Raw genomic sequence first — 25084 nt, 5'->3', positions numbered from 1 at the left:
GCAATGAAAGCTTCTGAATTGCGCGGCAAAAGCGCTGCAGAATTGACTAAAGAGTTGGAAGAGTTGTTGCGTGCACAGTTTTCGCTGCGCATGCAGGCTGCTACGCAGCAGCTGACCAACAACTCCCAGTTGGCAAAAGTACGTAAAGACATCGCTCGTGTTAAAACAGTGATGACTCAATCGAAGAGGTCCGCATGAGCACCGAAGCGAAAGTTAGTTTGAAACGTACCCTGGTGGGGCGCGTTGTAAGTGACAAGATGACCAAGTCAGTAGTTGTGATGGTTGAAAATCGTATCAAGCATCCAATTTATGGCAAGTACATCGTTAAGTCACACAAATACACTGCTCACGATGAAAGCAATGAAGTCGGAGAGGGTGATTTGGTTGAGATCTGCGAAGGTCGTCCAATTTCCAAGACAAAATCTTGGAGTGTGACCAAAGTGTTGGAGAAAGCGAAAATCATTTGATTTTTGTCTTGCTCAAGTAATTCAAGCCTGCTAATATAGCAGGCTATCTTTTCAACCCTTGCGGGACCAAAACTGGTTGCGAAAGCGATTAAGTTGGTTTGACAATCCATGATACAAATGCAATCACGGCTAGATGTGGCCGACAACACGGGTGCGCGTTCTGTAATGTGCATCAAGGTCCTTGGTGGTTCCAAGCGCCGCTATGCGGGCATTGGTGACATCATCAAGGTGTCCATTAAAGATGCGGCCCCACGCGGTCGCGTCAAGAAAGGCGAGATTTACAACGCTGTGGTCGTGCGCACGGCCAAGGGTGTTCGTCGCCCGGATGGTGCGTTGATTAAGTTCGACGGCAACGCAGCAGTTTTGTTGAATGCAAAACTTGAACCCATCGGTACCCGTATTTTTGGCCCAGTGACACGCGAACTTCGTAATGAAAAGTTCATGAAAATCGTGTCGTTGGCACCAGAAGTTCTGTGAGGTAAATATGAACAAAATTCGCAAAGGCGATGAAGTGCTGGTTCTTAACGGCAAGTTCAAGGGAAAGAAAGGCGTTGTGCTTTCCCGTGTGAATGACGAGTACCTCTTGGTAGAGGGTGTCAATATCGTTAAGAAGCATCAAAAGCCAAATCCTATGAAGGGAGATGTTGGTGGTGTTGTTGACAAGACAATGCCCATTCACCAGTCCAATGTCAGTTTGTTTGACAAAGAGACAGGTAAGCCATCTCGTGTAGCCATCAAGCAGATGGATGGCAAGTCCGTGCGAGTACTGGTGAAAACCGGCGCTCAGTTGGCAAACTAAGGGGGCCGTCGTGTCACGTTTTCAAGAGTTTTATAGAAGCGAAGTGGTTGGTCAGTTGACCAAGCAGTTTGGTTACAAGTCGGTAATGGAAGTGCCTCGCATCACCAAAATCACGCTGAACATGGGCGTTGGTGAGGCGGTCAATGACAAGAAAATCATTGAGCACGCCGTTGGTGATCTGACAAAAATCGCTGGCCAGAAGCCAGTGGTTACAAAAGCCAAGAAGGCGATTGCGGGTTTCAAGATTCGTGAGGGTTATCCAGTTGGTTGTATGGTGACTTTGCGTGGCGACCGCATGTATGAATTCCTGGATCGTTTGGTAACGATCGCGTTCCCTCGTGTGCGCGATTTCCGTGGTGTGTCCGGCAAGTCATTTGATGGACGCGGTAACTACAACATCGGTATCAAAGAGCAAATTATTTTCCCTGAGATTGAGTACGACAAAATCGACGCACTTCGGGGTCTCAACATCAGCGTAACTACGACAGCGCGTACCAACGACGAAGCCAAGGCTTTGTTGACCGCTTTCAAGTTCCCGTTCCGTAACTGAGGTGTGACGTGGCAAAACTAGCTTTGATTAATCGTGAGAAAAAGCGCGCAGCCCTGGTCAAGAAGTATTCGGCCAAGCGTGAGGCTTTGAACAAGATTGTAAAAGATCAGTCGGTCAGTGAAGCAGACCGCTATGAGGCACGTCTTAAGTTGCAGGCGCTGCCAAGAAACGCGAACCCAACTCGTCAGCGTAACCGCTGCGAATTGACTGGTCGTCCCCGCGGCACATTCCGTTTGTTCGGTTTGGCCCGTAACAAGATCCGTGAAATTGCCATGCGTGGTGAGATTCCTGGAATCACTAAGGCAAGTTGGTAAGGGGTTCTAATTATGAGTATGAGTGATCCAATCGCCGACATGTTGACCCGCATTCGCAATGCTCAGGGTGTTGACAAGGTTTCGGTTGAGATGCCTTCCTCAAAAGTGAAGGTAGCTATTGCGCAGGTTCTTAAAGATGAAGGTTACATTGAGAGTTTCTCAATTGTAGGTGAGTCGGCAAAGCCTGTATTGAAAATCGAGTTGAAATATTATGCTGGTCGCCCTGTGATTGAAAAAATCGAGCGCGTTTCAAAGCCAGGTTTGCGTATTTACAAAGGTAAAGACGACATTCCTCAGGTGATGAATGGCTTGGGCGTGGCAATCGTTTCAACTTCCAAAGGCGTGATGACTGATCGCAAAGCCCGTACCACTGGTATCGGCGGCGAAGTTATCTGCTACGTGGCTTAAAAGGGGTAGTGAAATGTCAAGAGTAGCAAAAGCTCCCATTTCTGTACCTTCAAGTGTGCAGGTTACTGTGAATGGACAGGTTGTATCAGTGAAAGGCGGTAATGCCGAGTTGAAGCTGAATGTCAATTCTCTGGTGATGCCAGTGTTTGAAAATGGTGTGCTGTCTGTGAAGCCAGTTGTGGATACAACTGACGCGAACGCACAGGCGGGTACTGCCCGCGCATTGTTGGCGAATATGGTCAACGGTGTTAGCAAAGGTTTTGAACGCAAATTGCAACTGGTTGGCGTGGGTTACAAAGCTGCAGTTCAGGGTGATTCAATCAACCTGGCGCTCGGTTTCTCTCACCCGGTTGTTCACAAGCTGCCCGCCGGCGTGAAGGCTGAAACGCCAACGCCTACAGAGATCATCTTGAAGGGTGCCGACAAACAAGTGATTGGTCAAACTGCCGCTGAAATCCGCGCATATCGTCCACCAGAGCCTTACAAGGGCAAGGGTGTACGTTATTCGGATGAGCGTGTGGTTATCAAAGAGACCAAGAAGAAATAAGGCGCCAAGAGGTAAATCATGGAAACTAAACAAGAAGCACGTGCCCGTCGTGCAAAACAAACCAGACGTCGTATCGCACTTGCTCGTGCGACCCGTTTGTGTGTGTTCCGTACCAACTCCCACATTTATGCAGCGGTTCACTCTGCAGATGGTGGCAAAGTGTTGGCAGCTGCGTCTACCAATGACAAAGATCTGCGCGCTGAATTGGGCGGCAAGTCCGGTTCCAACAAGGCCGCTGCTGCATTGGTTGGGGCTGCTATCGCCAAGCGCGCTTTGGCCGCAGGTGTCAGCGAAGTTGCTTTTGACCGTTCAGGCTTTGCCTACCATGGTCGCGTTAAAGAACTGGCTGACGCTGCGCGTGAAGCTGGCTTGAAATTCTAAGGAGTGATCATGGCAAGAATGCAAGGTAAAAATGCCGCGCCTGAAGCGCGTGATGACGGCCTGAAAGAAAAAATGATCGCGGTAAACCGCGTGACCAAGGTTGTTAAGGGTGGTCGTATCCTCGGCTTCGCAGCATTGACCGTAGTGGGCGATGGTGATGGTAGCGTGGGTATGGGTAAAGGCAAGTCTCGTGAAGTTCCTGTAGCTGTTCAGAAGGCTATGGAACAAGCTCGCCGCCAAATGGAAAAAGTATCACTGCGTGATGGTTCCATCCACCACATTGTGTACGGTCAGCATGGCGCCTCCAAGGTGTTCCTGGCTCCAGCGCAAGAAGGTACCGGTATTATCGCGGGTGGCCCAATGCGTGCCGTTCTGGAAGTTGTGGGCGTTCGTAATATTGTGGCGAAAAGCCACGGTTCATCGAACCCGTACAACCTGGTACGTGCAACCCTGGATGCTTTGGGCAAGTTGCAAACCCCAGCTGAGATTGCCGCCAAGCGCGGTTTGTCAGTTGAAAAGTTATTTGAGGCTTAATCATGAGCGGATCTGTAAAAGTTACGTTGGTTAAGAGCATTATCGGGACCAAAGAAACTCATCGCGCAACCGTGCGTGGTTTGGGTCTGCGTCGTATAAACCATAGCCGAGTGCTGGTTGATACACCCGAAGTGCGTGGAATGATTAACAAGGTGTCCTACCTGTTGAAAGTTGAGGCTGCATAATGGAACTGAATACACTTGCACCTGCACCAGGCAGTAAGTTCAACCGCAAGCGTGTGGGCCGTGGTATTGGCTCCGGCTGGGGTAAAACTGCTGGCCGTGGTCACAAAGGTCAGAAGTCGCGCAGTGGTGGTTTTCACAAGGTCGGTTTTGAAGGCGGTCAGATGCCGATGCACCGTCGCTTGCCCAAGCGTGGTTTCTCTTCACGTACTGCAGCGTTCAATGCTCAAATTCGTTTGACAGACTTGGATACATTGGCTGTTGATACCGTGGATATCCTGACGTTGAAGCAGGCTGGTCTTGTGCCAGCCCAGACTTTGGCTGTGAAGGTGATTCTGGCTGGAGAGATCAAGCGTGCTGTTGTACTCAACGGCATTAAGGCAACGAAAGGCGCAGCAGAGGCCATCGCGGCAGCTGGCGGCACCATTAACGCTTAAGAGAGCATCGCGTGGCCTTTAATCCATCTACATTGGCGTCATCCAACAAATTTGCTGATCTGCGCAAGCGCTTGGTATTTTTGTTGTTGGCTCTGATTGTGTATCGTATTGGCGCACACATTCCAGTACCTGGGATTGATCCTACTCAACTGAAGCAGTTGTTTGATAGCCAGCAAGGCGGAATCTTGGGCATGTTCAACATGTTCTCAGGTGGTGCGCTTTCGCGTTTCACAGTTTTCGCTCTGGGTATCATGCCGTACATTTCGGCTTCGATTGTCATGCAGCTTGCCAGTGTGGTTGTACCTCAGCTAGAGGCTTTGAAAAAGGAAGGTGAAGCGGGTCGTCGCAAGATTACCCAATACACACGCTACGGCACCTTTTTCCTTGCCACTTTCCAAGCGATCGGTATTTCGGTGGCCTTGGAGTCTCAGGCTGGGTTGGTAATTGATCCAGGAATGGCATTTCGCTTTACAACTGCTGTTTCTTTGGTCACTGGCACCATGTTTTTGATGTGGTTGGGTGAGCAGATCACCGAACGCGGATTGGGTAACGGAATTTCAATCTTGATCTTTGCGGGTATTGCGGCGGGCTTGCCTGGTGCAATTGGCGGTTTGTTCGAGCTGGTTAGAACTGGTGCGATGAACTCCTTGATTGCCTTGATGATTGTTGTGCTGGCAGTTGCCGTGACCTACCTGGTTGTGTTCGTAGAACGTGGTCAGCGAAAAATCACAGTCAACTACGCAAAACGACAGGTCGGTAACAAGATCTATCAGGGGCAAACTTCACATCTGCCATTGAAGTTGAATATGGCTGGTGTTATTCCTCCGATTTTTGCGTCAAGCATTATCTTGTTGCCTGCAACGTTGACTAGCTGGTTTGGTTCAGGTGACGGTGCTGTGGTTGGTATCCTTAAAGAAGTGTCTCAGACATTGTCTCCAGGCCATCCTCTGTACATGCTGTTGTACGCAGCTGCGATCATTTTCTTCTGCTTTTTTTACACGGCATTGGTGTTTAACAGCAGGGAAACTGCGGACAACTTGAAGAAAAGCGGTGCATTTTTGCCGGGAATTCGTCCTGGGGAACAGACGTCACGATACATCGACAAGGTGTTGACACGTTTGACCTTGATTGGCGCGGCCTACATCACTTTGGTGTGTTTGCTGCCTGAGTTCCTGGTTTTGGGATTGAGTGTTCCGTTCTATTTTGGCGGTACATCTCTATTGATTATTGTAGTGGTTGCGATGGATTTCATGGCTCAGGTTCAGGCCTACGTGATGTCCCAGCAATACGACAGCCTCTTGAAGAAATCAAGCTTCAAGGGCTCTGGATTAACGAGGTAGTGATTGTCTAAAGACGACGTTATCCAAATGCAGGGAGAGGTAGTAGAAAACCTCCCTAACGCCACTTTTCGAGTGAAATTGGAAAATGGTCACGTGGTGCTTGGTCACATATCGGGCAAGATGCGCATGAACTATATTCGCATTCTTCCTGGTGACAAGGTGACGGTTGAGTTAACACCGTACGACTTGTCCAGAGCACGAATTGTTTTTCGAGCCAAATGAATTGGTTCTTTTTGGAGTTTCGCCATGAAAGTTCAGGCATCTGTAAAAAAGATTTGTAGAAAATGCAAAGTGATCAAGCGCAAAGGCGTTGTTCGCGTGATTTGTTCTGAGCCGCGCCACAAGCAGCGTCAAGGTTAATAAAAGGGGATTTAAATGGCTCGTATTGCCGGCATTAACATTCCAAGCCACCAGCATACCGTTATCGGTCTGACTGCTATTTTCGGCATTGGTCGTTCCACCGCCAAGAAAATTTGTGCAGTGACCTCAATTCCAGAGTCCAAGAAGGTTAAAGACCTCGACGACGCGGATTTGGAAAAGCTGCGTGACGAAGTGGGCAAGTACCTTACAGAAGGTGATCTGCGCCGTGAAGTAACCATGAACATCAAGCGTTTGATGGATTTGGGTTGCTATCGTGGTTTCCGTCACCGCAAGGGTCTGCCTGTACGTGGTCAGCGTACCCGCACGAACTCGCGTACTCGCAAGGGTCCGAAGCGTGCTGGTATCGCACTGAAGAAATAATCAGGTAATCATAGGAAGGTTAGCCAAATGGCCAAAGGAACAGCGAATAACCGCGCACGCAAGAAAGTCAAAAAGAATATTTCTGACGGTATTGCGCACGTACACGCCTCATTCAACAACACCATCATCACCATCACGGATCGTCAGGGCAATGCGCTGGCTTGGTCTACATCCGGTGCTCAGGGTTTTAAGGGCTCACGCAAGTCCACTCCCTTTGCTGCCCAGGTGGCTGCTGAAGTTGCTGGCAAGGCTGCACAGGAATGCGGTATCAAGACAGTTGAAGTGCTTATCAAAGGACCAGGCCCAGGCCGTGAGTCTAGCGTACGTGCTTTGAATGCATTGGGTATCAAAGTGACCAGTATTTCTGACATCACTCCGATCCCGCACAACGGATGTCGTCCTCCCAAGCGTCGTCGCATCTAATTTTTTAAGACCATTGTTCGTCAGATCGTTTGACGAACTGAAGCGATTTACATCGCGTAATGAAAGAGGTTTCAAGTGGCTAGATATACAGGTCCAAAATGTAAGTTGTCTCGTCGTGAAGGCACAGACTTAAGTCTGAAAAGCGCACGTCGTAGTCTCGATTCCAAGTGCAAACTTGATTCAAAGCCAGGTCAGCATGGTCGCACCTCGGGTGCTCGTACCTCTGATTACGGTCAACAATTGCGTGAAAAGCAAAAAGTGAAACGTATGTACGGTGTGCTGGAAAAGCAGTTCCGTCGTTATTTCGCAGAGGCTTCACGTCGCAAAGGCAACACTGGCGAAACATTGCTGCAGTTGCTGGAATCTCGTTTGGATAACGTGGTTTATCGCATGGGTTTTGGCTCCACTCGCGCCGAAGCACGTCAGCTGGTAAGTCACAAGGCAATTTTGGTGAATGGCAAGGCCGTAAACATTCCTTCATATGCTGTGAAGTTGAATGATGTGGTTTCCATTCGCGAAAAGTCGAAGACACAGGCGCGCATTGTTGAGTCTGTTACTTTGGCCGAACAGATGGGTTTCCCGCTGTGGGTTAATGTGGATGCCAAGAAAATGGAAGGCTCTTTCAAGAGCATTCCCGATCGCGCAGATCTCTCCCAAGAGATCAATGAAAGCTTGATCGTCGAATTGTACTCACGTTAATTTTTTAACTGATCCCAGGGATCCCCAGCCTTATCGGTGTAACGAGCCGAGGGTATTGAAAAGGATTTTGAATGTTTAATGCTAGCTTGCTGAAGCCACGTATTGTTGAGGTCGAAACAGTCGCCCCCAATAGTGCAAAAGTTGTAATGGAGCCGTTTGAGCGTGGTTATGGCCACACTCTAGGTAACGCTCTGCGTCGCGTATTGCTGTCATCCATGATCGGCTATGCACCCACTGAGGTGTCAATCGCTGGTGTGGTTCACGAATACTCGACCCTGGATGGTGTGCAGGAAGATGTAGTTGACCTGTTGTTGAACCTGAAGGGTATCGTGTTCAAGCTTGAGTCACGCGACGTTGTGACCGTGACTTTGAAGCGCGAAGTTGAGGGCGTTGTGACAGCGGGCGATATTGAGCTGCCCCATGATGTTGAAATCATCAATCCGGATCACGTGATTGCTCATTTGTCGCAAGGCGGCAAGCTGGACATGCAAATCAAAGTGGAAAAGGGTCGCGGTTACGTGCCAGGTTCAGTTCGTCGTTTTCCTGATGAGCCAAGCAAGGCAATTGGTCGCATCGTGTTGGATGCTTCATTCAGCCCGGTTAAACGTGTTTCATACGCAGTGGAAAGCGCGCGTGTAGAACAGCGTACTGATCTTGACCGTTTGGTTATGTCCATTGAAACCAATGGTGTGTTGTCGCCTGAAGAATCCATTCGTCTGGCAGCCCGCATTTTGGTGGAGCAGCTGTCTGTGTTTGCTGCGCTGGAAAATACGGCTGAGCCTGAGGTTTCTCAGCGTGCACCACAGGTTGATCCAATTCTGTTGCGCCCAGTCGATGATCTGGAACTGACAGTACGTTCAGCAAACTGCTTGAAAGCAGAAAACATTTATTACATCGGCGATCTGATTCAGCGCACGGAAAACGAGTTGTTGAAGACTCCTAACCTGGGTCGCAAATCATTGAACGAAATCAAGGAGGTGTTGGCCGCACGCGGTTTGACACTCGGTATGAAATTGGAAAACTGGCCACCAGCCGGTCTCGATAAGCCCTGAGCTTAGCGTTTGTTAGATTGAAGGATATTTAAAATGCGTCACCGTCATGGATTGCGTAAACTAAATCGCACCAGCAGCCACCGCCTTGCAATGTTTAGAAACATGACCAACGCTTTGTTGCGTCACGAAGTGATCAAAACAACGCTGCCAAAGGCCAAAGAACTGCGCAAAATTGCAGAACCTATTATCACGATGGGTAAGTCGCCTACACTGGCCAACAAGCGTCTGGCATTCAGCCGTTTGCGTGACCGTGAAATGGTTGTGAAGCTGTTTGACGAGATTGGTCCTCGTTACGCAGCTCGCCCAGGTGGTTACATGCGCGTTCTGAAGTTTGGTTTCCGCAAGGGCGACAATGCACCAATGGCTCTTGTTGAGCTGGTGGATCGTCCAGAAACAGCGGAAATCGTAGAAATCGCTGAAGAGCAGGCCTGATTATTCAATACGGCTTGATGGGGCAACTGTGTTGCTCCGTCAAGTTCTGTTGAATATGCTTACGCTACAATCAGTTGCAAGAAAGCCGTGTTAGCTTATGCTGGCGCGGCTTTTTTGTTTTCCATGCTGGAACAGCGCGATTGTTACAGTTGTTAAGGATGTCGGTAAGTGACTGGTTCTACTGTATTGAATTTAAGCGGCGTGCGGAAAACCTATGGTGGACGCACAGTACTGAACGGGTTGGATTTTTCGCTGAGTGCTGGTGAGTGCGTTGCCTTGTTGGGCCCTAACGGCGCTGGAAAGTCGACTACGATCGCCTTGGCATTGGGCTTGGCTGAGGCCGATGTTGGTACTGTCAGTTTGCTGGGTCAGGGGCTGCCACAGAAAGGGCATATCGCTCGGCAGGAAGTGGGTGTCGTGCCGCAGTACGATGCGCTGGACCCTGACTTCACAGTGTTTGAGAACCTGTTGGTTTTTGGCCGTTACTTCGGTTTGCACGGAAGCAGATTAAGGGAGCGTGCCGAAGCTTTGTTGAGTTTTGCGCAACTGGTTAATCGCAGAAATGATTCAGTGGCGACTTTGTCGGGTGGAATGCGCAGGCGTTTAATGCTGGCTCGTGCCCTGATTAATCAGCCCAAGGTTCTGTTTCTGGATGAACCGACCACCGGACTGGATCCGCAGGCCAAGCATGTCATTTGGGATCGTTTGGTCGATTTAAAGCGTCAGGGCATGGCAATGTTTTTGACGACCCATTATATGGATGAGGCACAGCGTCTTGCCGATCGGGTGGCGGTGCTGGACCACGGCAATATTGTTGCCTGTGACAAACCACTCACCTTGATTCGCAATGTAGTAGGCCACGCTGTACTGGAGTTGTGGGGCACGGGCGCTGCGCGTTGTGTTTCCCAGATTATGGGGTCTCACGATGCGCCGATTGAACAACGTGGTGAAACTTTTTATTTTAGAAATGAAAAGGCAGACGAGATGCTGGAGGCACTCAAGCATTCCCCACAGGCCGATGTGGATTATATTTATCGTCCGGGAAATCTGGAAGACGTGTTCTTTAGTTTGACTGGCAGGGCCTTGCGTGATGATTAATTTTCATGCGGTTTTTCATGTGTGGCGTCGAAACTTTATGGTTTGGCGAAAGCTTGCGCTTCCATCGTTGCTGGGCAATGTGGTCGACCCGGTGATGGCATTGATGGCCTTTGGTTTGGGTTTGGGCTCAATGCTGCCCGACGTCGGCGGTATGCCGTATCTTAATTATTTGGCTGTGGGGGCTGTTTGTATCAGCGCCATGAATGCACCCACATTCGAGGCTTTGTATTCTGCCTTTTCTCGTATGCACACCCAGAAAACCTGGCAAGTCATTATGAACACGCCAGTGCGTTTGCGTGAGGTGGTTTTGGGCGAGTGTACCTGGGCCGCCAGCAAAGGCTTGATTAGTACTGGTGCGATGCTTTTGATTGTGGCGCTATTGGGTATTGGTGACTTGCAGTTTTGGGTGTTGTCCTGGCTGGTGTTGATTCTGGCCTGCCTGATGTTTGCGGGATTTGGGCTTTGTATTAATGCAAGGGCACCCAGTTATGACTTCTTCATGTTCTATTTCACCCTGGTGGTCACGCCCATGACTTTTTTATCGGGTGCGTTCTTTCCCAGGGCGCAGTTGCCTGAATGGTTAAGGGTGGTGGCGGACTTCATGCCTTTGTCTGTCGTGGTGGATGCCCTGAGGGGTATTTACGCTCGGGATTTCAGTTTGTTGCCGGCACTTTTGGCCCAAATGACTGTCTATGCCATGGTGGGTGTTGGGTTGGCCATGTTTCTGACTGAACGCCGGTTTAAGCGGAAAGGTGCATGAAAAATCAAGCGAAACGCTGTTGGGTGGCTTACACGACGACGGACTCAAAAGAGCGTGCGTCTTTAATGGCGCGTAGTTTGGTGGAAAAACAGTTGGTAGTTTGCGTGAATATTGTGGGGCCGGTGGAATCCGTGTACTCCTGGCAAGGCAAGGTCGAACAGACCACGGAATGGATTTTGATGATGAAGTTTTCTGAATCACAGTGTGAAGAATTGAAGATGGCTTTGCCGCGTTTGCACAGCTATGAAGTGCCGGAATTGATCATGTTTCCGATTGCTGATGGACATTCAGCTTACCTGGACTGGATTGCTGCCAGTGGAGCGGGAGTAGGGCATGAGTGAGCGAGCAATGCGTTTTATATCAATGGCGTTTTTGCTGTGCGCTGTTGTGTGGATAGGGCTTAGCCAAGCCCGAGCCAATGATTTCTTGCCTCCTGAGGAGGCTTTTCAATTCACACTGACTGTGCACGATGCTGCGTGTGTGGAAAACTGCCTGCTTGATGTTCGTGCCAAAGTGGCGCCGGAATATTACTTGTATCGGGAGCGATTTGCGCTTGAAAACCCGATGAATTTGCCTGTATTTGAATTTGTGGAGTTGCCACGTGGTGATCGCAAGTTTGATGAGTTTCTGAATCAGGAAATTGAGGCGCTTCGCGGTGAGATGGCGTTTCAGATTCGATACGGATTGGGCGATAACCCTGTGGATATGGCCAAGGCTGTAATGATTTCGCAGGGTTGTGCTGACGCTGGCTTGTGCTACCCGCCCATGACTACCCCCGTGGTTTTTCAGGAGCGAGGGTTGCTGGGTGGGGTCTTGGGTGGTGGCGTTGGTGCGTTTTTTGGTCAGAAACCTGATTCGCCGGCCGGCAACAGCAGTCAGTCGAGAGTTGGTTTGCCGGCGGATGAGGCGGGTGACTTGGCGAGCAGGCTGGCAGCACAGTCGTGGCTGGTTGTGCTCCCGGTATTTTTTGGTTTGGGTTTGTTGTTGGCATTTACACCCTGCACCTTGCCGATGTTGCCGATAGTGAGCAGCCTGGTGGTTGGACAACAGGCGGGTGGTAACAGCGAGGGCAAGGCCAGGCCGATGGCCTTGGCGTTGGTGTATGTGCTGGGTATGGCACTGACCTATGCCTTGTTGGGCGTGCTGGCTGGTTTGACTGGGCAAAGCCTGGTGATGGCCATGCAACAGCCGCCTGTGCTTTGGGCGTTTGGTGGCGTGTTGGCTTTGCTGGGTGTTGCCTTGTTGATGGGTTATTCATTGCAACTGCCTGCCAGTTTTCAGGGGTGGTTACAAGAGAAAACCGGTCGCCTGAAGGGCGGACAATTCATTCCGGTTTTGGTCATGGGTGTGTTGTCGGCATTGTTGTTGGGCCCGTGTGTAGCACCGCCATTGGCTGGGGCATTGTTGTATATCGGTCAAACCGGTGATGCGGTATTGGGTGGTGCAGCTTTGTTCCTGCTGGCCTTGGGTATGGGTTTGCCATTGGTGTTGTTTGCAGCTGGTGCAGGTGCTGCGTTGCCCAAAGCGGGTGCCTGGATGAGTTGGGTGTCGGCGGCTTTCGGTTTTGTGTTGCTGGCAGTTGCGGTGTGGACGATTACGCCGGTGACGCCGGTGTGGTTGGTGATGGCCATGTGGGCTTTGCTGGCTTGCATGACCGCCGCGGCCTTGTTTCATGGTGCAAGTAGTATGGCGACCATGGGATCACGAGGCAAAGTAATCAGCAAGACGTTCGGCTTGTTGTTCACGCTTTTGGCTTTGATTTATCTGATGGGACTGTTTTCCGGGTCTGGAAGCTTGCTTCAGCCCCTGGCAGGCTTGAATGGGCAGCCAAGAGGGGCTGCCGAGAGCGCAGTGAGTAATTCAATCGCTGGCAAACCCGCCTTTGAAAAGGTGGCCAGTGAAGACGTTGTGACCTTGATATCCACGAGTCCGCAACCGGTCATGCTCGATTTTTACGCAGACTGGTGTGTGAGTTGTAAAGAGTTTGAGTTGTTCACCTTGACTGACGCGACGGTGAAAGAAAAGTTGAAAGGTATTCGTTTGGTTCAGGTGGATGTGACAGACAACACTGCAGGTGATCAGACTTTGTTGAAGCGATACAGTCTGTTTGGACCGCCCGCAATTTTGTTTTTTCCGGCCGGAAAGACGGAGTCAATTCACCAAGTGATTGGCTTTCAGAATGCGAAGCGATTTGACGAAACCTTGAGTCAGATCCGACCCAACCTGGGTTTGTAATTCCGACTGGGGTTTCAGGGCTTTCCGAGGTGATTTCGTCCTTTGATCCATAAAATCAGTGCGATGGATATGACGCTGGACAATGCCATGAGTCCTACGCTGATCCAGAATCCATTTGGGTTTTTCAGAAGGGGAGTCTCCTCGAAGTTCATGCCAAAAATGCCGCTGATCAAAGTAAGTGGCATGAACAAGGCCGTCAACATGGTCAGCACAGTGACAATTTCATTGGTTTTGTGAGCGGTGGCTGAAAAGTGCAACTGCACCGCTGTCTCTGTGTTGGAGCCCAGCCGCCGCGTAAGGCTGACCACTCGTTCAAGGTGTTCAAGTGTATCCCGGGCGTTTACTTGCAAAGAGGCGGCCATCGGTCCCTCCCGTTCCTGTTCATCCTGCCAGTCTGTGAGTGCATCACGCTGGTCTTGTGCCACAGACTCTAGTCGGTTCATTTCGTTGCGTGCAGCCAGCAGGGCATTCCAGTCCTGAAAACGCTTACGCGGGTTCAACAAATCCCGTTGCCAGCGATCCAGTTGTTCTGAAATTTCAATTCGTGTTTCCATAAAACGGTCGACAAGGTTGCTCACCAATTGGATCATCAACTCATCTGTGCTGGCTGGGGCGCGTTTGAACTTCAGGAAAATCTCTATTTCATCGAGCGTTTTCTTGGGTGTGCTGTCCACAAACTGGCGAGCCATCGCAAAAGTACGGCTGTCTTTTGGACGGTACGTGATCAACAGTTTTGGGGTGATCACGAAAAACACCGGACGGGTTTTGATGCTGAGACGATTGTGTTCGTCGAACAGGGGTTTGCTGGACAGGGATCGAATAATCAGGATGTTGTAGCCGTCTCCGATGTCGAAATGGCTGGGGTGAAAAATGTTGCCCAGGTCTTCGAGGTGCAGTTCGTCTAGTTTGAAGCCGAGCAAGGGTTCTACGGACGGCAGCCAGGCAAGTTCCTCGTCAAGTTGCGTGTCGAACCACAGAAATCCGGATTCGGGCAGCCTGCTGGGCGCATCACTTAACTTTTTGATTGTGTCTTGAGTCAGATGCGTCCAGATTCCCATGTGCTTTACCCTTTTTTAAGCAGCTGTGCGGCGTCGAGTGCGAAGTAGGTGAGTATGCCATCGGCGCCAGCGCGCCTGAAGGCGAGCAAAGATTCGAGCATGACCGCCTTTTCATCGAGCCAGCCATTTTGCGCGGCTGCTTTGATCATGGCGTACTCGCCACTGACTTGATAGGCAAAGGTTGGGCGCGCGAATTTTTCTTTCACGCGCCACAGAATGTCGAGGTAGGACATGCCGGGTTTGACCATGACCATGTCGGCACCTTCGTCCAGGTCCATTCCCACTTCCAGCAGTGCTTCGTTGCTGTTGGCCGGGTTCATTTGATACACCTTTTTGTTGCCTTTGCCCAGGTTGCTGCTGGAGCCCACTGCATCGCGGAAGGGGCCGTAAAAAGCAGACGCATATTTTGCTGAGTAGGCCATGATGCTGGTGTGTATGCACCGGTTCGCTTCAAGCGTTTCACGAATTGCGCCAATGCGACCGTCCATCATGTCACTGGGAGCGACGATGTCGACACCAGCTTGCGCTTGCACCAAGGCTTGCATCTGGAGTACTTCGACGGTTTCGTCGTTCAGCACATAGCCGTTGTCGTCAATCAGGCCATCCTGGCCGTGACTGGTGAAAGGGTCGAGTGCAACATCCGTGAGCAACATCAGTTCAGGAAACCGCTTTTTCAGTTCACGCACGGCATGTGGCACCAAACCTTCGGGGTTGGTGGCTTCAAAGCCGTCGGCGGTTTTTTTCTCGGTTTCAATCACCGGAAACAGGGCCATGACTGGAACACCCAATTCCAGGCATTGTTCGGCTTTGGCAAACAACAGGTCGAGCGAAAGGCGTTCTACGCCGGGCATGGAGGCCACGACTTCGCGTTTGTTGTTTCCGGGTATCACGAACACGGGATAAATGAAATCGGCTGCGCTTAGCGTGTGTTCAGAGACCAGACGACGCAGTGCATCGGTTCTGCGCAGGCGACGAGGGCGGTGATAAAGGTGTTGGGTCATGGCGTGGGTGTTTCTGTTTCGGGTTTTGCTTCGGGTGGGCGGACCCAGTTCGATAGTTGCGTTTCCAGTTCAACCATACCTATTTTTTTCAGTGCGGACCAAAGTTGAACGGTGATTTCGTGGCCATTGACCCGATAAGGGTCGAGCGCCTTCTGGGTTGCGCGCAAGGCAAGTACTTGTTCTTGGCGGTTGAATTTGTCAGCTTTGGACAGCAGGATGTGCACCGGTAACTGGCGATGTCCTACCCATTTGATTAGCGCATAGTCAAGCTCAAGCAGACCGCGACGGCAGTCTACGATCAGTACCGTGCCCACCAAACTTGGCCGGTCAGCCAGGTAGCTACCCAGTTCTTTGTCCCACACGCTTTGACTTGTTTGTGCCAGTTGGGCAAAGCCATAGCCCGGTAGGTCAACCAGCCTGGCGATGGGTTCCGCCTGCTCGATAACATGGAAAAAGTTGAGAAGCTGCGTGCGGCCGGGCATTTTACTGGCATAGGCCAGTTGACGTTGCTTGCACAGAGTATTGATGGCCGTGGACTTGCCGGCGTTGGAACGCCCTGCAAATACGATCTCGGGGACGCTGGCGCCCGGGCATTCGACCATGCGAGATGCGGAGATCTCGAAATGCGTGTTGTGGAAATTGATTGTCATGCGCACATTTTAGATGCAAGACAGCCGCTTGAGTGGTTATAATCTAGGGTTTGTGAAAACTTTGCTGTGGTTGCGCGCCTTTGTTTGTTGGGGCAATGCTTTTGTTGACTTGCGCTGAGCGAAGTTTTTGAGATCACCGCACTATTTTTTGATGCACTTTTTGATGGGTTTGACCATGCTGAACAAGCTGACGACGCTTAAACTGAGTTCTCTGTTTGCCGCTTTGATGTTTTCAATGTCTGTGACCCAGGCTGCCGGCCCTGTAAAAGTGTTCAAGCCCGACTTGGCCAAAGGCAAGGAAATCATGCAACAGTGCGTGGCCTGCCACGGTGCTGACGGCAACGCTTCCGCGCCGATCTATCCCAAAATTGCCGGTCAGCATGCGGAGTACCTGTACAAGCAACTTGTGAACTTTAAATCTGGCAAGGATGGCGAGAAGCCCTTGCGCGAAAACGCGATCATGGCTGGTTTTGCTGCAGGCTTGTCTGATGACGACATGAAAAACGTGTCCGCGTACCTGGAGGCGCAAAAGCAGGCTCTGGGTTCAGCAAAGAACAAAGACACCTTGGCCTTGGGTGAACAGATTTACCGTGGCGGAATTGCCGAGAAAAAGATTCCTGCTTGTGCGGGATGTCACAGCCCCAACGGTGCAGGTATTCCTGCGCAGTATCCTCGCTTGGGCGGTCAGCATGCGCAATACACCGAGAGCCAGTTGGTGGCTTTCCGTGATGGTGTACGCAACAACAGCGAGCAAATGAGTGCAATTGCAACCAAAATGTCAGATAAAGAAATGAAAGCCGTGTCTGACTATATTGCAGGTTTGCGTTGAACATTTGATGCAATCGTCGGTCAAAAAAGGGGCTAAAGGTAGCCCCTTTTTTTTCGACATGGGCAAGAGTCAAAGAAGTGCAGAGAGTCAATAACGGGGAATCGTGTGAGTAGTTCAGGGGACATTGCAAACAATTTGAACCCACCAAAAATGGGTAAGCAGTCGTTTTGGGTCAGTGTGATGGAGCTGTTTGGTTCCATGCGCTTTGCCATCAGCCTGCTGACCCTGATATGTATCGCTTCAGCGATTGGTACGGTGGTGGGGCAGGCTGATCCCTGGGTGAATTACGTTAACCAGTTTGGACCTTTCTGGGCCTCGTTTTTCGAGCCCATGGGTTTGTTCCGCATTTACAATGCGCCTTGGTTCATCGCCGTGATGGCGTTTTTGGTGACGTCCACTTCCTTGTGCGTGTACCGCAACACGCCAAAAATGATCAAAGAAATGCGGGTTTATCGTGAGAATATTCGCGAAAACAGCCTGAAAGCATTTGCACATCGTTGGGAAGGCCGTTTTCACGAAAAGCCGGATACCCTGCCGGGCATTATCACGGAGTGGCTGGAACACAAGGGCTTCAAAGTGAAGCAGTCTGTGCGCGATAACGGCACCATGGTTGCCGCCAAAGCAGGCAGCGCGAACCGGTTTGGTTACATTGCGGCCCATTTGTCAATCATTGTGATTTGTATTGGTGGTTTGCTCGACAGCGGTGTTCCTTTGCAGGTGGCTGTATGGGCAACGGGAAAAACCCCGGTGACAGGGTCAGAGATTGCATCGGGTATTCCGGACAAGGCGCGCTTGGCGGAATCGAACCCCAGTTATCGAGCCAACTTGCTGCTGCCAGAGGGTGAAACCAGCCGGGTTGCCGTGCTGAACACCGATGATGGTTTGTTGGTGCAAGACCTGCCCTTCGAATTAACCTTGAAAGAGTTTCGAATCGATTTTTACAGCACAGGCATGCCCAAGTTGTTTGCCAGCGATGTGGAGGTTTTTGATCCTGACACCCAAGAACGTTTCGAAGCCACCATTGAAGTGAATAAACCGTTGATTTACAAAGGCGTAACGGTTTACCAGTCGAGTTTTGACGACGGCGGCACCAAGGTTCAATTGAAAGGCATTCCGCTGACTGGCGAGCGTGATTACCGCTTTGATCTGGACGGAGTGGTAGGCGGAGGCCGAGACTTGAGCCAGCTGCAGGGCGAGCCGAGCCGGGATTTGAAAGTGGAGTTCACTGCGTTCAAATCCATTAACGTAGAGGCTTTGCCTGTCGACAACGCCGACCAAGTGAGCGTGGATGATTTGGCACTGGGTAATGCCGATGCATTGTCACCATTCGAGACGAACCTGGCCAGTGTGTTGGGTCCTGGCGTGAAAGAAGACGCCAAAACCAAGTTTACGAACATCGGCCCCAGCATTACCTACAAGTTGCGTGATCAGGCTGGGCAAGCGCGCGAGTTTCACAACTACATGTTGCCAATTAATCTGGATGGTGGCCGTTACTACTTGGCAGGGGTACGTGAAACCCCCGCAGATGGGTTCAAATACCTTCGGATTCCGGTAGACGACAACGGTCAGTTAGAAGGGTTTATGCGTTTCCGTGCTGCGCTTCAGAGCGATGAGATTCGAAGAACGGCTGCACAGCGGTTTGCACAACAGGCATTTGGTGATCGACCCGACTCCACCCAACTGGTGGCCAGTGTGGCCGATAGTGCTCAACGTGCCTTGGAGCGGTTTGCTGGCTTGAACAATGCGTTGTCGGGTTTGCCTGCCATTGCCCAGTTTATTGAAAGCACGGTGCCCGAAGGTGAGCGGGAAAAAGCCAGTGATGTAATTATTCGCCTGTTGCAGGGTGCAATGTGGGAGGTTTATCAGCTTTCCCGCACTACAGCTGGCTTGCCACCGGCCGTACCCGACGAAGTGCATGGTCGTTTTGTACAAGATGCGCAAATTGCCCTGTCTGACTTGTCGCTGTATGGCGCGCCAGTGATGTTTCAGCTGGATCAGTTTGATGAGGTGAAAGCCAGCGTGTTTCAGTTGGCCAAGGCGCCGGGGCAATGGATTGTTTATTTGGGTTGTTTGTTTTTGTGCATCGGGGTATTTTCGATGTTCTACATTCGAGAGCGCCGGGCATTTTTCTGGGTGACCCAGGATGAGGTGGGCTCAAGAGTCATGATGGGCATGTCCACAACTCGAAAGACCATGGATTTTGAGAAAGAGTACGAGCAGTTTGTAAATGAATTGAACAGCAGGGCTGCGCCTAAAACAGCCCCGGCAGGAGATGCAGTATGAGTTCGACCTGGATTAACCAAACGCCTGCAGGTGGGAAGCCAAGCTTGCCCACCAAGAAAGCAGGTTGGTTTTCGAAATCATTTCATTGGAGCGATTTTGCGTTTGCAGCCTTGTTGATGGCCGCAGCGGGTTATGCCTCGCAGCAGTACCACAGTTTCATGGATGTCTATGAAATCAGCATATTGTGGAGTTGTGTGCCGGTGGTTGCTTACATGGCTTACCGTTGGGGTTCGCTCAAGTGGTTGATTTTGACCGTTGCGGGTTTAAGCCTGTTGGCGATTTCAAGCTATGGCGGTGATTTGGCAGCGGCCGAACAAAAGTTTTTCCTGAAATACCTGCTGTCTAGCCAGTCTGCAATCTTGTGGATGGGCGTGATGTTTGTGGTGGCTACCGTGGCCTATTGGATAGGCCTGGTGGGCCGTTCGCCAACAGCCAGTTTCGTAGGCACTGCCCTGACTTGGGGTGCCGTGGTAATGGGCTTTGCCGGCATGTTTATTCGCTGGTATGAAAGCTACTTGATTGGACCAGATGTCGGTCATATTCCGGTGTCAAACCTGTACGAAGTTTTTGTGCTGTTTTCCTTGATTACAGCGATGTATTACCTGTTCTACGAGCAAGTTTACAAAACACGCCAGTTGGGTGCTTTTGTGATGCTGGTGGTGGTTGCAGCCGTGGGCTTTTTGGCCTGGTACGGTGTTGAACGCCAGGCTTACGCGATTCAGCCTTTGGTGCCGGCACTGCAAAGCTGGTGGATGAAGATTCATGTGCCAGCCAATTTCATCGGTTATGGCACCTTCTCGATCGCAGCCATGGTTGCGTTTGCTTACCTGTTGAAAGTGTATGCGCATGCCCCGAGCATCAAGGCGCTGATTCCCACCGGTATTCTGGGTGTGTTGATGTTCCTGGAGCCCATGGTATTTCGCACTGAGGGTATTTCAATTTACTGGGCCTTGTACTTGGGTATTGGTTGTGCGGTGGTGGGGGCTATTTTGTTGGCCCGCCGGCGAATTGCGGATGCCCTGCCTTCACTGGAAGTGCTGGATGATGTGATGTACAAGTCCATTGCTGTGGGCTTTGCATTTTTTACCGTGGCAACCATTTTGGGCGCGCTGTGGGCGGCTGAAGCCTGGGGTGCGTACTGGCAGTGGGACCCCAAGGAAACCTGGGCGCTGGTGGTGTGGTTGAACTATGCAGCCTGGTTGCACATGCGTTTGGTGAAGGGCTTGCGTGGTGTGGTTGCCTCGTATTGGGCTTTGGTGGGCTTGCTGGTGACAGGCTTTGCTTTCCTGGGTGTGAATATGTTCCTGTCTGGTTTGCACTCCTACGGCGAGCTGTAATCACTGTTTCTTGTTACAAAAAAGCCCCGGTTCTTTTGAATCGGGGCTTTTTTATGCACGGAAAAAAACCAGGCATTGAGCGCTGTTAAACGTCGAGTTCAGGGCGCAGCTGATCTTCGATGGTTTCGCGGCGACGAATCAATGTGACCTTCCCGTTTTCCACGAGGACTTCGGCAGCACGGCCGCGACTGTTGTAGTTCGATGCCATGGTCTGACCATAGGCACCTGCTGACAGAATGGCTAGGTAGTCGCCTTGTTCAATGGCCAGGGTACGGTTTTTGGCCAGCCAGTCGCCCGATTCGCAAACCGGGCCCACTACATCATATTCTTGTGCCGCGGCATGGGGGTTGTTCTGCACAGCCACCACGCCGTGAAAAGCCTTGTACATGGCGGGGCGCATCAGGTCATTCATGGCGGCATCGACAATTGCGAAGTGCTTGCCCTCGTTTTCTTTCAGGAATTCCACTTGGGTGAGCAGCACACCCGCATTGCCTACAATGGAGCGGCCTGGTTCGAATGACAAGGTTGGCATGCTACGGCCCTTGGATTGGGCCCAGCTTTTCACTTTGGCAATCAGTTTTGGCAGTACTTCAGCCGGTGTGGGTGGTGTTTCATCAAGATAACGAATGCCGATACCGCCGCCCAAGTCGAGGTGGTGTATTTCGATGCTCTCCAGCGCCAGCTGGTCCAGCAGTGCCAGCACCCGGTCAAGCGCGTCAAAGTAAGGGCTGGCGTCGGTCAACTGTGAGCCAATATGACAATCAATGCCATGAACGTTCAACCAAGGGTGCGCATTGGCAAACTGGTATACCCGTTTGGCTGCATTCATGGAGACGCCGAATTTGTTCTCTTTCAGGCCTGTGGAAATGTAGGGGTGGGTTTTTGCATCCACGTCTGGGTTGACCCGCAGCGATACGTTGGCGATGCGTTGCATTTTTTCTGCCACTTGAGCCACACGTTGCATTTCCGCTTCAGATTCGACGTTGAAGCACCCCACACCTTGCTCGAGTGCGTATTCGATCTCTTGGGTGGATTTGCCTACGCCCGCAAACACTGCTTTTTCGGGGGCACCACCGGCCGCAATGACACGCGCCAACTCACCGGCAGACACGATGTCGAATCCGGCGCCTTCCTGGGCCAGCAATTTCAGAATGTGGATATTGGAGTTCGCTTTGACCGCGTAGCAAATCGTGACCTGGGCCAAACCCTGGCAGGCGCTGGCATAGGCGCGATAAGCGGATTTGATGGAGGTGGCGGAGTACACATACAAAGGAGTACCAAATTCCTGCGCCAAGCCTGAAAGCTCTGTGCTTTCGAATTGAAGTTCGCCACTGGCTGCATCAAACTGCAAGTGAGGGTTGAGGTCGCTGGGCTTCACTGAATTGTTTTGCACGGTAAAATTTGCTCGAAAATTGAAGGTTTAGCGGTTTTGTTCTTGTTCAGGTTTGTCGTAGCCAGCAGGCTTTGGCAAGGGGGCCGGTGGCTCGGGCAAATAAAGTGGCCCGCGTTGGCCACACGCATTCAAGCCCAGCGCAAACAGGGTGACAATAGCCAATGTTCTTAGAGGTGATTTTTTCATGACAGATACAGAATTCCAGGCCGTGGTGGATGCCACCTTGGTTCAAGTAGAAGAGTATATTGAATCCTTGGTCGATACGCTTGACCTTGATGCAGATTCAATGCGCTCGGGCAATGTATTAACCCTTGATTTTGAAGACAAAGGCAAGATGATATTGAACAGCCAGGTGGCCAACCACGAGCTGTGGCTGGCTGCGAAATCAGGCGGGTTTCATTATCAATATTCCAATGGCGACTGGTTTGACACCCGCAGTAAAGTCCCTTTTAAAACCCACTTTGTGGAACTGCTGAGTGGTCAATTGGGGCAGGCCTGCCCCAAGTTTTAATCGGTTCAGTTGTTGCCAAAAAGTCGCTCAATCTCGTCCCGAGGCTGATCGCGCGAGCGGGCTGGTGCAGCATGACTGGTGCCATCGCCCCCGCCGGTCGGGTTGCTGTTAATTGGCCTTTCCCCACTGCCTTCCAGCATGCCGCCCAATCCTTTCAAGAAGTTGAACAGGCTTGGAATGTCATCACTGCCACCGTTTACATCAATGCGGGCTACACCGTTGCCGGGCGTGTATTCGGAGTAGTAATAATTTCCGTCGATGTATTCGATGCCAGGCGGCACCACTTGTGGTTTCTCAGGCAGGTCGGCCAACGCCACTTTCATGTAATCAATCCAGATTGGCAGGGCCAAGCCGCCACCCGTTTCGCGGGCCCCCAGGTTTCTGGGTTGGTCGTAGCCCACCCAGGCAACCGCTGAAATATCCCTGTTGTACCCGGCAAACCAGGCGTCGTGGCTGTCGTTGGTGGTACCTGTTTTGCCAACAATGTCGCCACGGTTCAGCACTTTAGCCCGTGTTGCGGTGCCGCGTTCAACAACCTCGCGCAACAGGCGTGTGGTCAGGAATGCATTTCTGGCGTCGATGACCCGGTTGGCCTCTTCGCCCGCCACCGCTGGTCGCGCACGCGCAACAATGCGGCCTGTGCCATCGGTAATTTTTTCAATCAGATAGGGCTTTACGCGATAGCCCGAATTTGCAAACACGGCAAATGCGCTGGCCATTTGTAGCGGGTTGGTGGTGACCGCACCCAGTGCCATGGTTAGATAGGGCGGTACGTTGGCCGCGGGAAAGCCAAATTGGGTGGCCCAGCGCTGACCGTATTGCGGGGTGATTTCTTGCAACACGCGAATGGACACCATGTTTTTGGACTTGGCCAAGCCTTCTTTGAGCAGCATGGGCCCATCGTACTTGCCGTCGTAGTTTTTCGGGCTCCAGTCTTTTCCACCTGGTGTGTCCGCAGGTACGAAAATGGGCTCGTCTGCTACCAGTGTGGTGGGCGTAATGCCTTTCTCAAGCGCCGCGGAATACACAAAAGGCTTGAACGCCGAGCCAGGTTGGCGAGTGGCTTGCGTGACATGGTTGAATTTGTTGCGCGAGAATTCAAAGCCGCCTGACAGCGCGCGAATGGCGCCGTCTTTGGTGTTGATGGCGATAAATGCCGCTTCTACTTCAGGCAGTTGCGTGAGCATCGGAGGCTGGTCTTTGCGCTTTAAAATGCGCACGACAGCGCCACGCTTCAGTCGTTTGTTGGCAGGCGCGCGCTCATTGAGCCAGCTTTCCGCAGGCTTCAGGCTTGCGCCAGTGAGTTTCAAGGGTTCGCCTGCACCCTGTGATACAACAACTTCAGTGGGGCTGGCAGACAGCACAACCGCGCTTTGCAAAAAGCCGTAGTCGGAGTAATCGCTGATGTTGTCACCAATGACTTCTTCAGCTTCTTTGGGGTCGTTGGGTAACTCAATGTAACCTTCTGGGCCGCGAAAGTACTGTCGCAGTTCGTAGTCCATCACGCTGTTGCGCAATGCGCGCTCGGCCGCGCGTTGTTCTTTGGCGATCAGTGTGGTGGTGACGGTGATGCCCGAGGTATAGGCTTCTTCGCCATACATTTCAACCACAGCCTGGCGGGCCATTTCAGCGGCGTAGTCTGCCTTGATGGTCAGGCCCGTTGTGGCTTCGATATCGTCGCCGTTGACTTTTCGGTTGCGGTACACCAGCTCGGTTTTCAGTGCCTCTTCGAATTGCGTATCGTCGATATATTCCAGGTTGTTCATGCGGCGCAGTACATATTCCTGGCGAACACGGGCACGGCTGGGGTTCACAATTGGATTGTAGGCAGAGGGGGCTTTGGGCAAGCCCGCCAGCATGGCTGCTTCGGCGGCATTGATATCGCGCAGGGGTTTGCCAAAATAAACCTGTGAAGCGGACTGAAATCCATAGGCACGTTGGCCCAGGTAAATCTGGTTGATGTACAGCTCCAGAATTTCGTCTTTGCTCAGGCTGTCTTCGATTTTATAGGCCAACAATACTTCGTAAAGCTTGCGTGTCCAGGTTTTGTCGCGAGTCAGGAAAAAATTCCGTGCCACCTGCATGGTGATGGTACTGGCACCTTGCGTGCGCCCACCCGAGGTGACGTTGGTGACCAAGGCGCGTGCAACGCCCATGAAGTCAATGCCGCCGTGCTGGTAAAACCGGTCATCTTCTGCTGCCAGAATGGCCTGTTGCATGACGAGGGGCACTTCAGTGATGTCCACCGGGCGGCGACGTTCTTCCCCGAATTCACCGATCAGCACCCCGTCTGTGGTCAACACGCGCAACGGCACTTTGGGTCGGTAATCGGTCAGCGTGTCCAGGTCGGGCAGCTTTGGAAAAATTAGCGCCAGGGCGACGCCAACCAAGAGTGCGCCTGACACACCCAAACCAATAAGTACGGCGAGGGTGGTTGCGATAAAGCCATCGGAGTGGTGCTTGAGGCGGATTTTGTTTGAATTCACAGGTCGGTGCAGGATTGGTGTTAGTGGCTACATTGTATCTGCCAACGCACGGGAATTTCCGATCGTTGACTCTAGTGATGAATTCATGGTCTCCCCCTAGTGGTTGTCCCCCTCCAATGAGGGTTAGCTGCTTGCGC

Annotated in this window: 33 protein-coding genes and 1 pseudogene; 28 read left to right on the top strand and 6 right to left on the bottom strand. The window is 51.6% G+C overall.

Translation table 11 applies throughout. The features are described from left to right. Positions 1-3 precede the first annotated feature (3 nt). The 24 genes from rpmC to dsbD all read left to right on the top strand — a co-directional run bounded on the left by rpmC (position 4) and on the right by dsbD (position 13399). Positions 4-198: a 50S ribosomal protein L29 gene (gene rpmC, locus ACVL1J_RS12310; RefSeq protein ID WP_008253344.1), complete on the top strand. Its 195-nt coding sequence runs from the start codon at positions 4-6 to the stop codon at positions 196-198. Then, a complete protein-coding gene (gene rpsQ / locus ACVL1J_RS12305) occupies positions 195-467 on the top strand; it encodes a 30S ribosomal protein S17 (protein WP_008253346.1) in 273 nt (90 codons plus the stop codon). The genes rpmC and rpsQ overlap by 4 nt, the downstream gene beginning before the upstream one ends. 108 nt (positions 468-575) lie before the next feature. Then, entirely contained in the window at positions 576-944 is a 369-nt protein-coding gene (gene rplN / locus ACVL1J_RS12300) for a 50S ribosomal protein L14 (RefSeq protein ID WP_159569029.1), read from the top strand. A 7-nt stretch (positions 945-951) separates the two neighbouring features. Next, a complete protein-coding gene (gene rplX / locus ACVL1J_RS12295; RefSeq protein ID WP_159569028.1) occupies positions 952-1266 on the top strand; it encodes a 50S ribosomal protein L24 in 315 nt (104 codons plus the stop codon). A 10-nt stretch (positions 1267-1276) separates the two neighbouring features. Beyond that, entirely contained in the window at positions 1277-1816 is a 540-nt protein-coding gene (rplE, locus tag ACVL1J_RS12290; RefSeq protein ID WP_159569027.1) for a 50S ribosomal protein L5, read from the top strand. An 8-nt stretch (positions 1817-1824) separates the two neighbouring features. Then, positions 1825-2130 carry a 30S ribosomal protein S14 gene (gene rpsN / locus ACVL1J_RS12285; protein ID WP_105028071.1) on the top strand — a complete coding sequence of 102 codons (306 nt, stop codon included), beginning with the start codon at positions 1825-1827 and terminating at the stop codon, positions 2128-2130. A gap of 12 nt (positions 2131-2142) precedes the next feature. Further along, the gene (gene rpsH, locus ACVL1J_RS12280) at positions 2143-2538 is read left to right on the top strand and encodes a 30S ribosomal protein S8 (protein ID WP_138516976.1); all 396 of its coding nucleotides are present in this window, start codon (positions 2143-2145) and stop codon (positions 2536-2538) included. 13 nt (positions 2539-2551) lie between these two features. Further along, complete coding sequence (gene rplF, locus ACVL1J_RS12275; RefSeq protein WP_341237517.1) at positions 2552-3085, top strand: 50S ribosomal protein L6; 534 nt, start codon at positions 2552-2554, stop codon at positions 3083-3085. 18 nt (positions 3086-3103) lie between these two features. Then, positions 3104-3466, top strand: coding sequence for a 50S ribosomal protein L18 (gene rplR / locus ACVL1J_RS12270; RefSeq protein ID WP_159569025.1), 363 nt, complete (start codon positions 3104-3106; stop codon positions 3464-3466). A gap of 9 nt (positions 3467-3475) precedes the next feature. Then, positions 3476-4000, top strand: a complete 525-nt coding sequence (rpsE, locus tag ACVL1J_RS12265; protein ID WP_008249411.1) for a 30S ribosomal protein S5 — start codon at positions 3476-3478, stop codon at positions 3998-4000. Positions 4001-4002: 2 nt separating this feature from the next. After that, on the top strand, positions 4003-4185 hold the full coding sequence (gene rpmD, locus ACVL1J_RS12260; RefSeq protein WP_130557594.1) for a 50S ribosomal protein L30: 183 nt from the start codon (positions 4003-4005) through the stop codon (positions 4183-4185). Continuing rightward, positions 4185-4619 carry a 50S ribosomal protein L15 gene (rplO, locus tag ACVL1J_RS12255; protein ID WP_159569024.1) on the top strand — a complete coding sequence of 145 codons (435 nt, stop codon included), beginning with the start codon at positions 4185-4187 and terminating at the stop codon, positions 4617-4619. The genes rpmD and rplO overlap by 1 nt, the downstream gene beginning before the upstream one ends. Positions 4620-4630: 11 nt before the next feature. Then, positions 4631-5959 carry a preprotein translocase subunit SecY gene (gene secY / locus ACVL1J_RS12250; RefSeq protein WP_159569023.1) on the top strand — a complete coding sequence of 443 codons (1329 nt, stop codon included), beginning with the start codon at positions 4631-4633 and terminating at the stop codon, positions 5957-5959. A 3-nt stretch (positions 5960-5962) separates the two neighbouring features. Next, positions 5963-6181 (top strand): translation initiation factor IF-1, encoded by a 219-nt coding sequence (gene infA / locus ACVL1J_RS12245; RefSeq protein WP_008249415.1) that lies wholly within the window; start codon positions 5963-5965, stop codon positions 6179-6181. Positions 6182-6205: 24 nt separating this feature from the next. Further along, positions 6206-6319, top strand: coding sequence for a 50S ribosomal protein L36 (gene rpmJ, locus ACVL1J_RS12240; RefSeq protein WP_008249416.1), 114 nt, complete (start codon positions 6206-6208; stop codon positions 6317-6319). 15 nt (positions 6320-6334) lie between these two features. After that, complete coding sequence (rpsM, locus tag ACVL1J_RS12235; protein ID WP_008249417.1) at positions 6335-6700, top strand: 30S ribosomal protein S13; 366 nt, start codon at positions 6335-6337, stop codon at positions 6698-6700. A 27-nt stretch (positions 6701-6727) separates the two neighbouring features. Continuing rightward, positions 6728-7123 (top strand): 30S ribosomal protein S11, encoded by a 396-nt coding sequence (gene rpsK / locus ACVL1J_RS12230; RefSeq protein ID WP_008249418.1) that lies wholly within the window; start codon positions 6728-6730, stop codon positions 7121-7123. Between the two features lie 75 nt (positions 7124-7198). Continuing rightward, positions 7199-7822: a 30S ribosomal protein S4 gene (gene rpsD, locus ACVL1J_RS12225; RefSeq protein WP_159569021.1), complete on the top strand. Its 624-nt coding sequence runs from the start codon at positions 7199-7201 to the stop codon at positions 7820-7822. Between the two features lie 71 nt (positions 7823-7893). After that, a complete protein-coding gene (locus ACVL1J_RS12220; RefSeq protein ID WP_008249422.1) occupies positions 7894-8874 on the top strand; it encodes a DNA-directed RNA polymerase subunit alpha in 981 nt (326 codons plus the stop codon). Between the two features lie 33 nt (positions 8875-8907). Beyond that, positions 8908-9306: a 50S ribosomal protein L17 gene (gene rplQ / locus ACVL1J_RS12215; RefSeq protein ID WP_008249425.1), complete on the top strand. Its 399-nt coding sequence runs from the start codon at positions 8908-8910 to the stop codon at positions 9304-9306. 168 nt (positions 9307-9474) lie between these two features. Next, on the top strand, positions 9475-10404 hold the full coding sequence (locus ACVL1J_RS12210) for an ATP-binding cassette domain-containing protein (protein ID WP_159569020.1): 930 nt from the start codon (positions 9475-9477) through the stop codon (positions 10402-10404). Next, entirely contained in the window at positions 10397-11164 is a 768-nt protein-coding gene (locus ACVL1J_RS12205) for an ABC transporter permease (RefSeq protein WP_341237516.1), read from the top strand. The genes ACVL1J_RS12210 and ACVL1J_RS12205 overlap by 8 nt, the downstream gene beginning before the upstream one ends. Beyond that, positions 11161-11505: a divalent-cation tolerance protein CutA gene (gene cutA, locus ACVL1J_RS12200; protein WP_341237515.1), complete on the top strand. Its 345-nt coding sequence runs from the start codon at positions 11161-11163 to the stop codon at positions 11503-11505. The genes ACVL1J_RS12205 and cutA overlap by 4 nt, the downstream gene beginning before the upstream one ends. Continuing rightward, positions 11498-13399, top strand: a complete 1902-nt coding sequence (gene dsbD, locus ACVL1J_RS12195; RefSeq protein ID WP_341237514.1) for a protein-disulfide reductase DsbD — start codon at positions 11498-11500, stop codon at positions 13397-13399. Before cutA ends, dsbD begins: the two co-directional genes overlap by 8 nt. A 14-nt stretch (positions 13400-13413) precedes the next feature. Here dsbD and ACVL1J_RS12190 read toward each other — a convergent pair whose 3' ends face one another. The 3 genes from ACVL1J_RS12190 to yihA are packed head-to-tail and all read right to left on the bottom strand — an operon-like array spanning position 13414 to position 16108. Further along, a complete protein-coding gene (locus ACVL1J_RS12190) occupies positions 13414-14457 on the bottom strand; it encodes a magnesium transporter CorA family protein (RefSeq protein ID WP_341237513.1) in 1044 nt (347 codons plus the stop codon). A 5-nt stretch (positions 14458-14462) separates the two neighbouring features. Next, positions 14463-15458 (bottom strand): porphobilinogen synthase, encoded by a 996-nt coding sequence (gene hemB, locus ACVL1J_RS12185; protein WP_341237512.1) that lies wholly within the window; start codon positions 15456-15458, stop codon positions 14463-14465. After that, on the bottom strand, positions 15455-16108 hold the full coding sequence (yihA, locus tag ACVL1J_RS12180; protein WP_159569014.1) for a ribosome biogenesis GTP-binding protein YihA/YsxC: 654 nt from the start codon (positions 16106-16108) through the stop codon (positions 15455-15457). Before yihA ends, hemB begins: the two co-directional genes overlap by 4 nt. A gap of 151 nt (positions 16109-16259) precedes the next feature. Here yihA and ACVL1J_RS12175 point away from each other — a divergent pair, with 151 nt between their 5' ends. The 3 genes from ACVL1J_RS12175 (at position 16260) to ccsB (ending at position 20557) form a co-directional block, all read left to right on the top strand. After that, positions 16260-16937 (top strand): c-type cytochrome, encoded by a 678-nt coding sequence (locus ACVL1J_RS12175; protein ID WP_491665356.1) that lies wholly within the window; start codon positions 16260-16262, stop codon positions 16935-16937. 105 nt (positions 16938-17042) lie between these two features. After that, a complete protein-coding gene (locus ACVL1J_RS12170) occupies positions 17043-19220 on the top strand; it encodes a cytochrome c biogenesis protein ResB (RefSeq protein WP_341237510.1) in 2178 nt (725 codons plus the stop codon). After that, positions 19217-20557, top strand: a complete 1341-nt coding sequence (gene ccsB / locus ACVL1J_RS12165) for a c-type cytochrome biogenesis protein CcsB (protein WP_341237509.1) — start codon at positions 19217-19219, stop codon at positions 20555-20557. The genes ACVL1J_RS12170 and ccsB overlap by 4 nt, the downstream gene beginning before the upstream one ends. Positions 20558-20642: 85 nt before the next feature. Here ccsB and lysA read toward each other — a convergent pair whose 3' ends face one another. Further along, entirely contained in the window at positions 20643-21950 is a 1308-nt protein-coding gene (gene lysA / locus ACVL1J_RS12160) for a diaminopimelate decarboxylase (RefSeq protein WP_159569012.1), read from the bottom strand. 78 nt (positions 21951-22028) lie between these two features. Then, positions 22029-22136, bottom strand: a pseudogene (lptM, locus tag ACVL1J_RS12155) (LPS translocon maturation chaperone LptM); the annotation flags it as partial. Between lptM and cyaY the strand changes: the two are divergent. Then, the gene (cyaY, locus tag ACVL1J_RS12150) at positions 22135-22461 is read left to right on the top strand and encodes an iron donor protein CyaY (protein ID WP_159569010.1); all 327 of its coding nucleotides are present in this window, start codon (positions 22135-22137) and stop codon (positions 22459-22461) included. The pseudogene lptM and the gene cyaY sit on opposite strands and share 2 nt — an antisense overlap. Before the next feature lie 5 nt (positions 22462-22466). Here the strand turns inward: cyaY and ACVL1J_RS12145 are convergent, their stop codons facing one another. After that, a complete protein-coding gene (locus ACVL1J_RS12145) occupies positions 22467-24947 on the bottom strand; it encodes a penicillin-binding protein 1A (RefSeq protein ID WP_159569009.1) in 2481 nt (826 codons plus the stop codon). Positions 24948-25084: the final 137 nt, after the last annotated feature.

The organism is Limnobacter sp. G6BE5S (assembly GCF_058448965.1).
The sequence above is the reverse complement of the archived record's forward strand: the minus strand, read 5'-3'. Positions and strand labels throughout refer to the sequence as shown.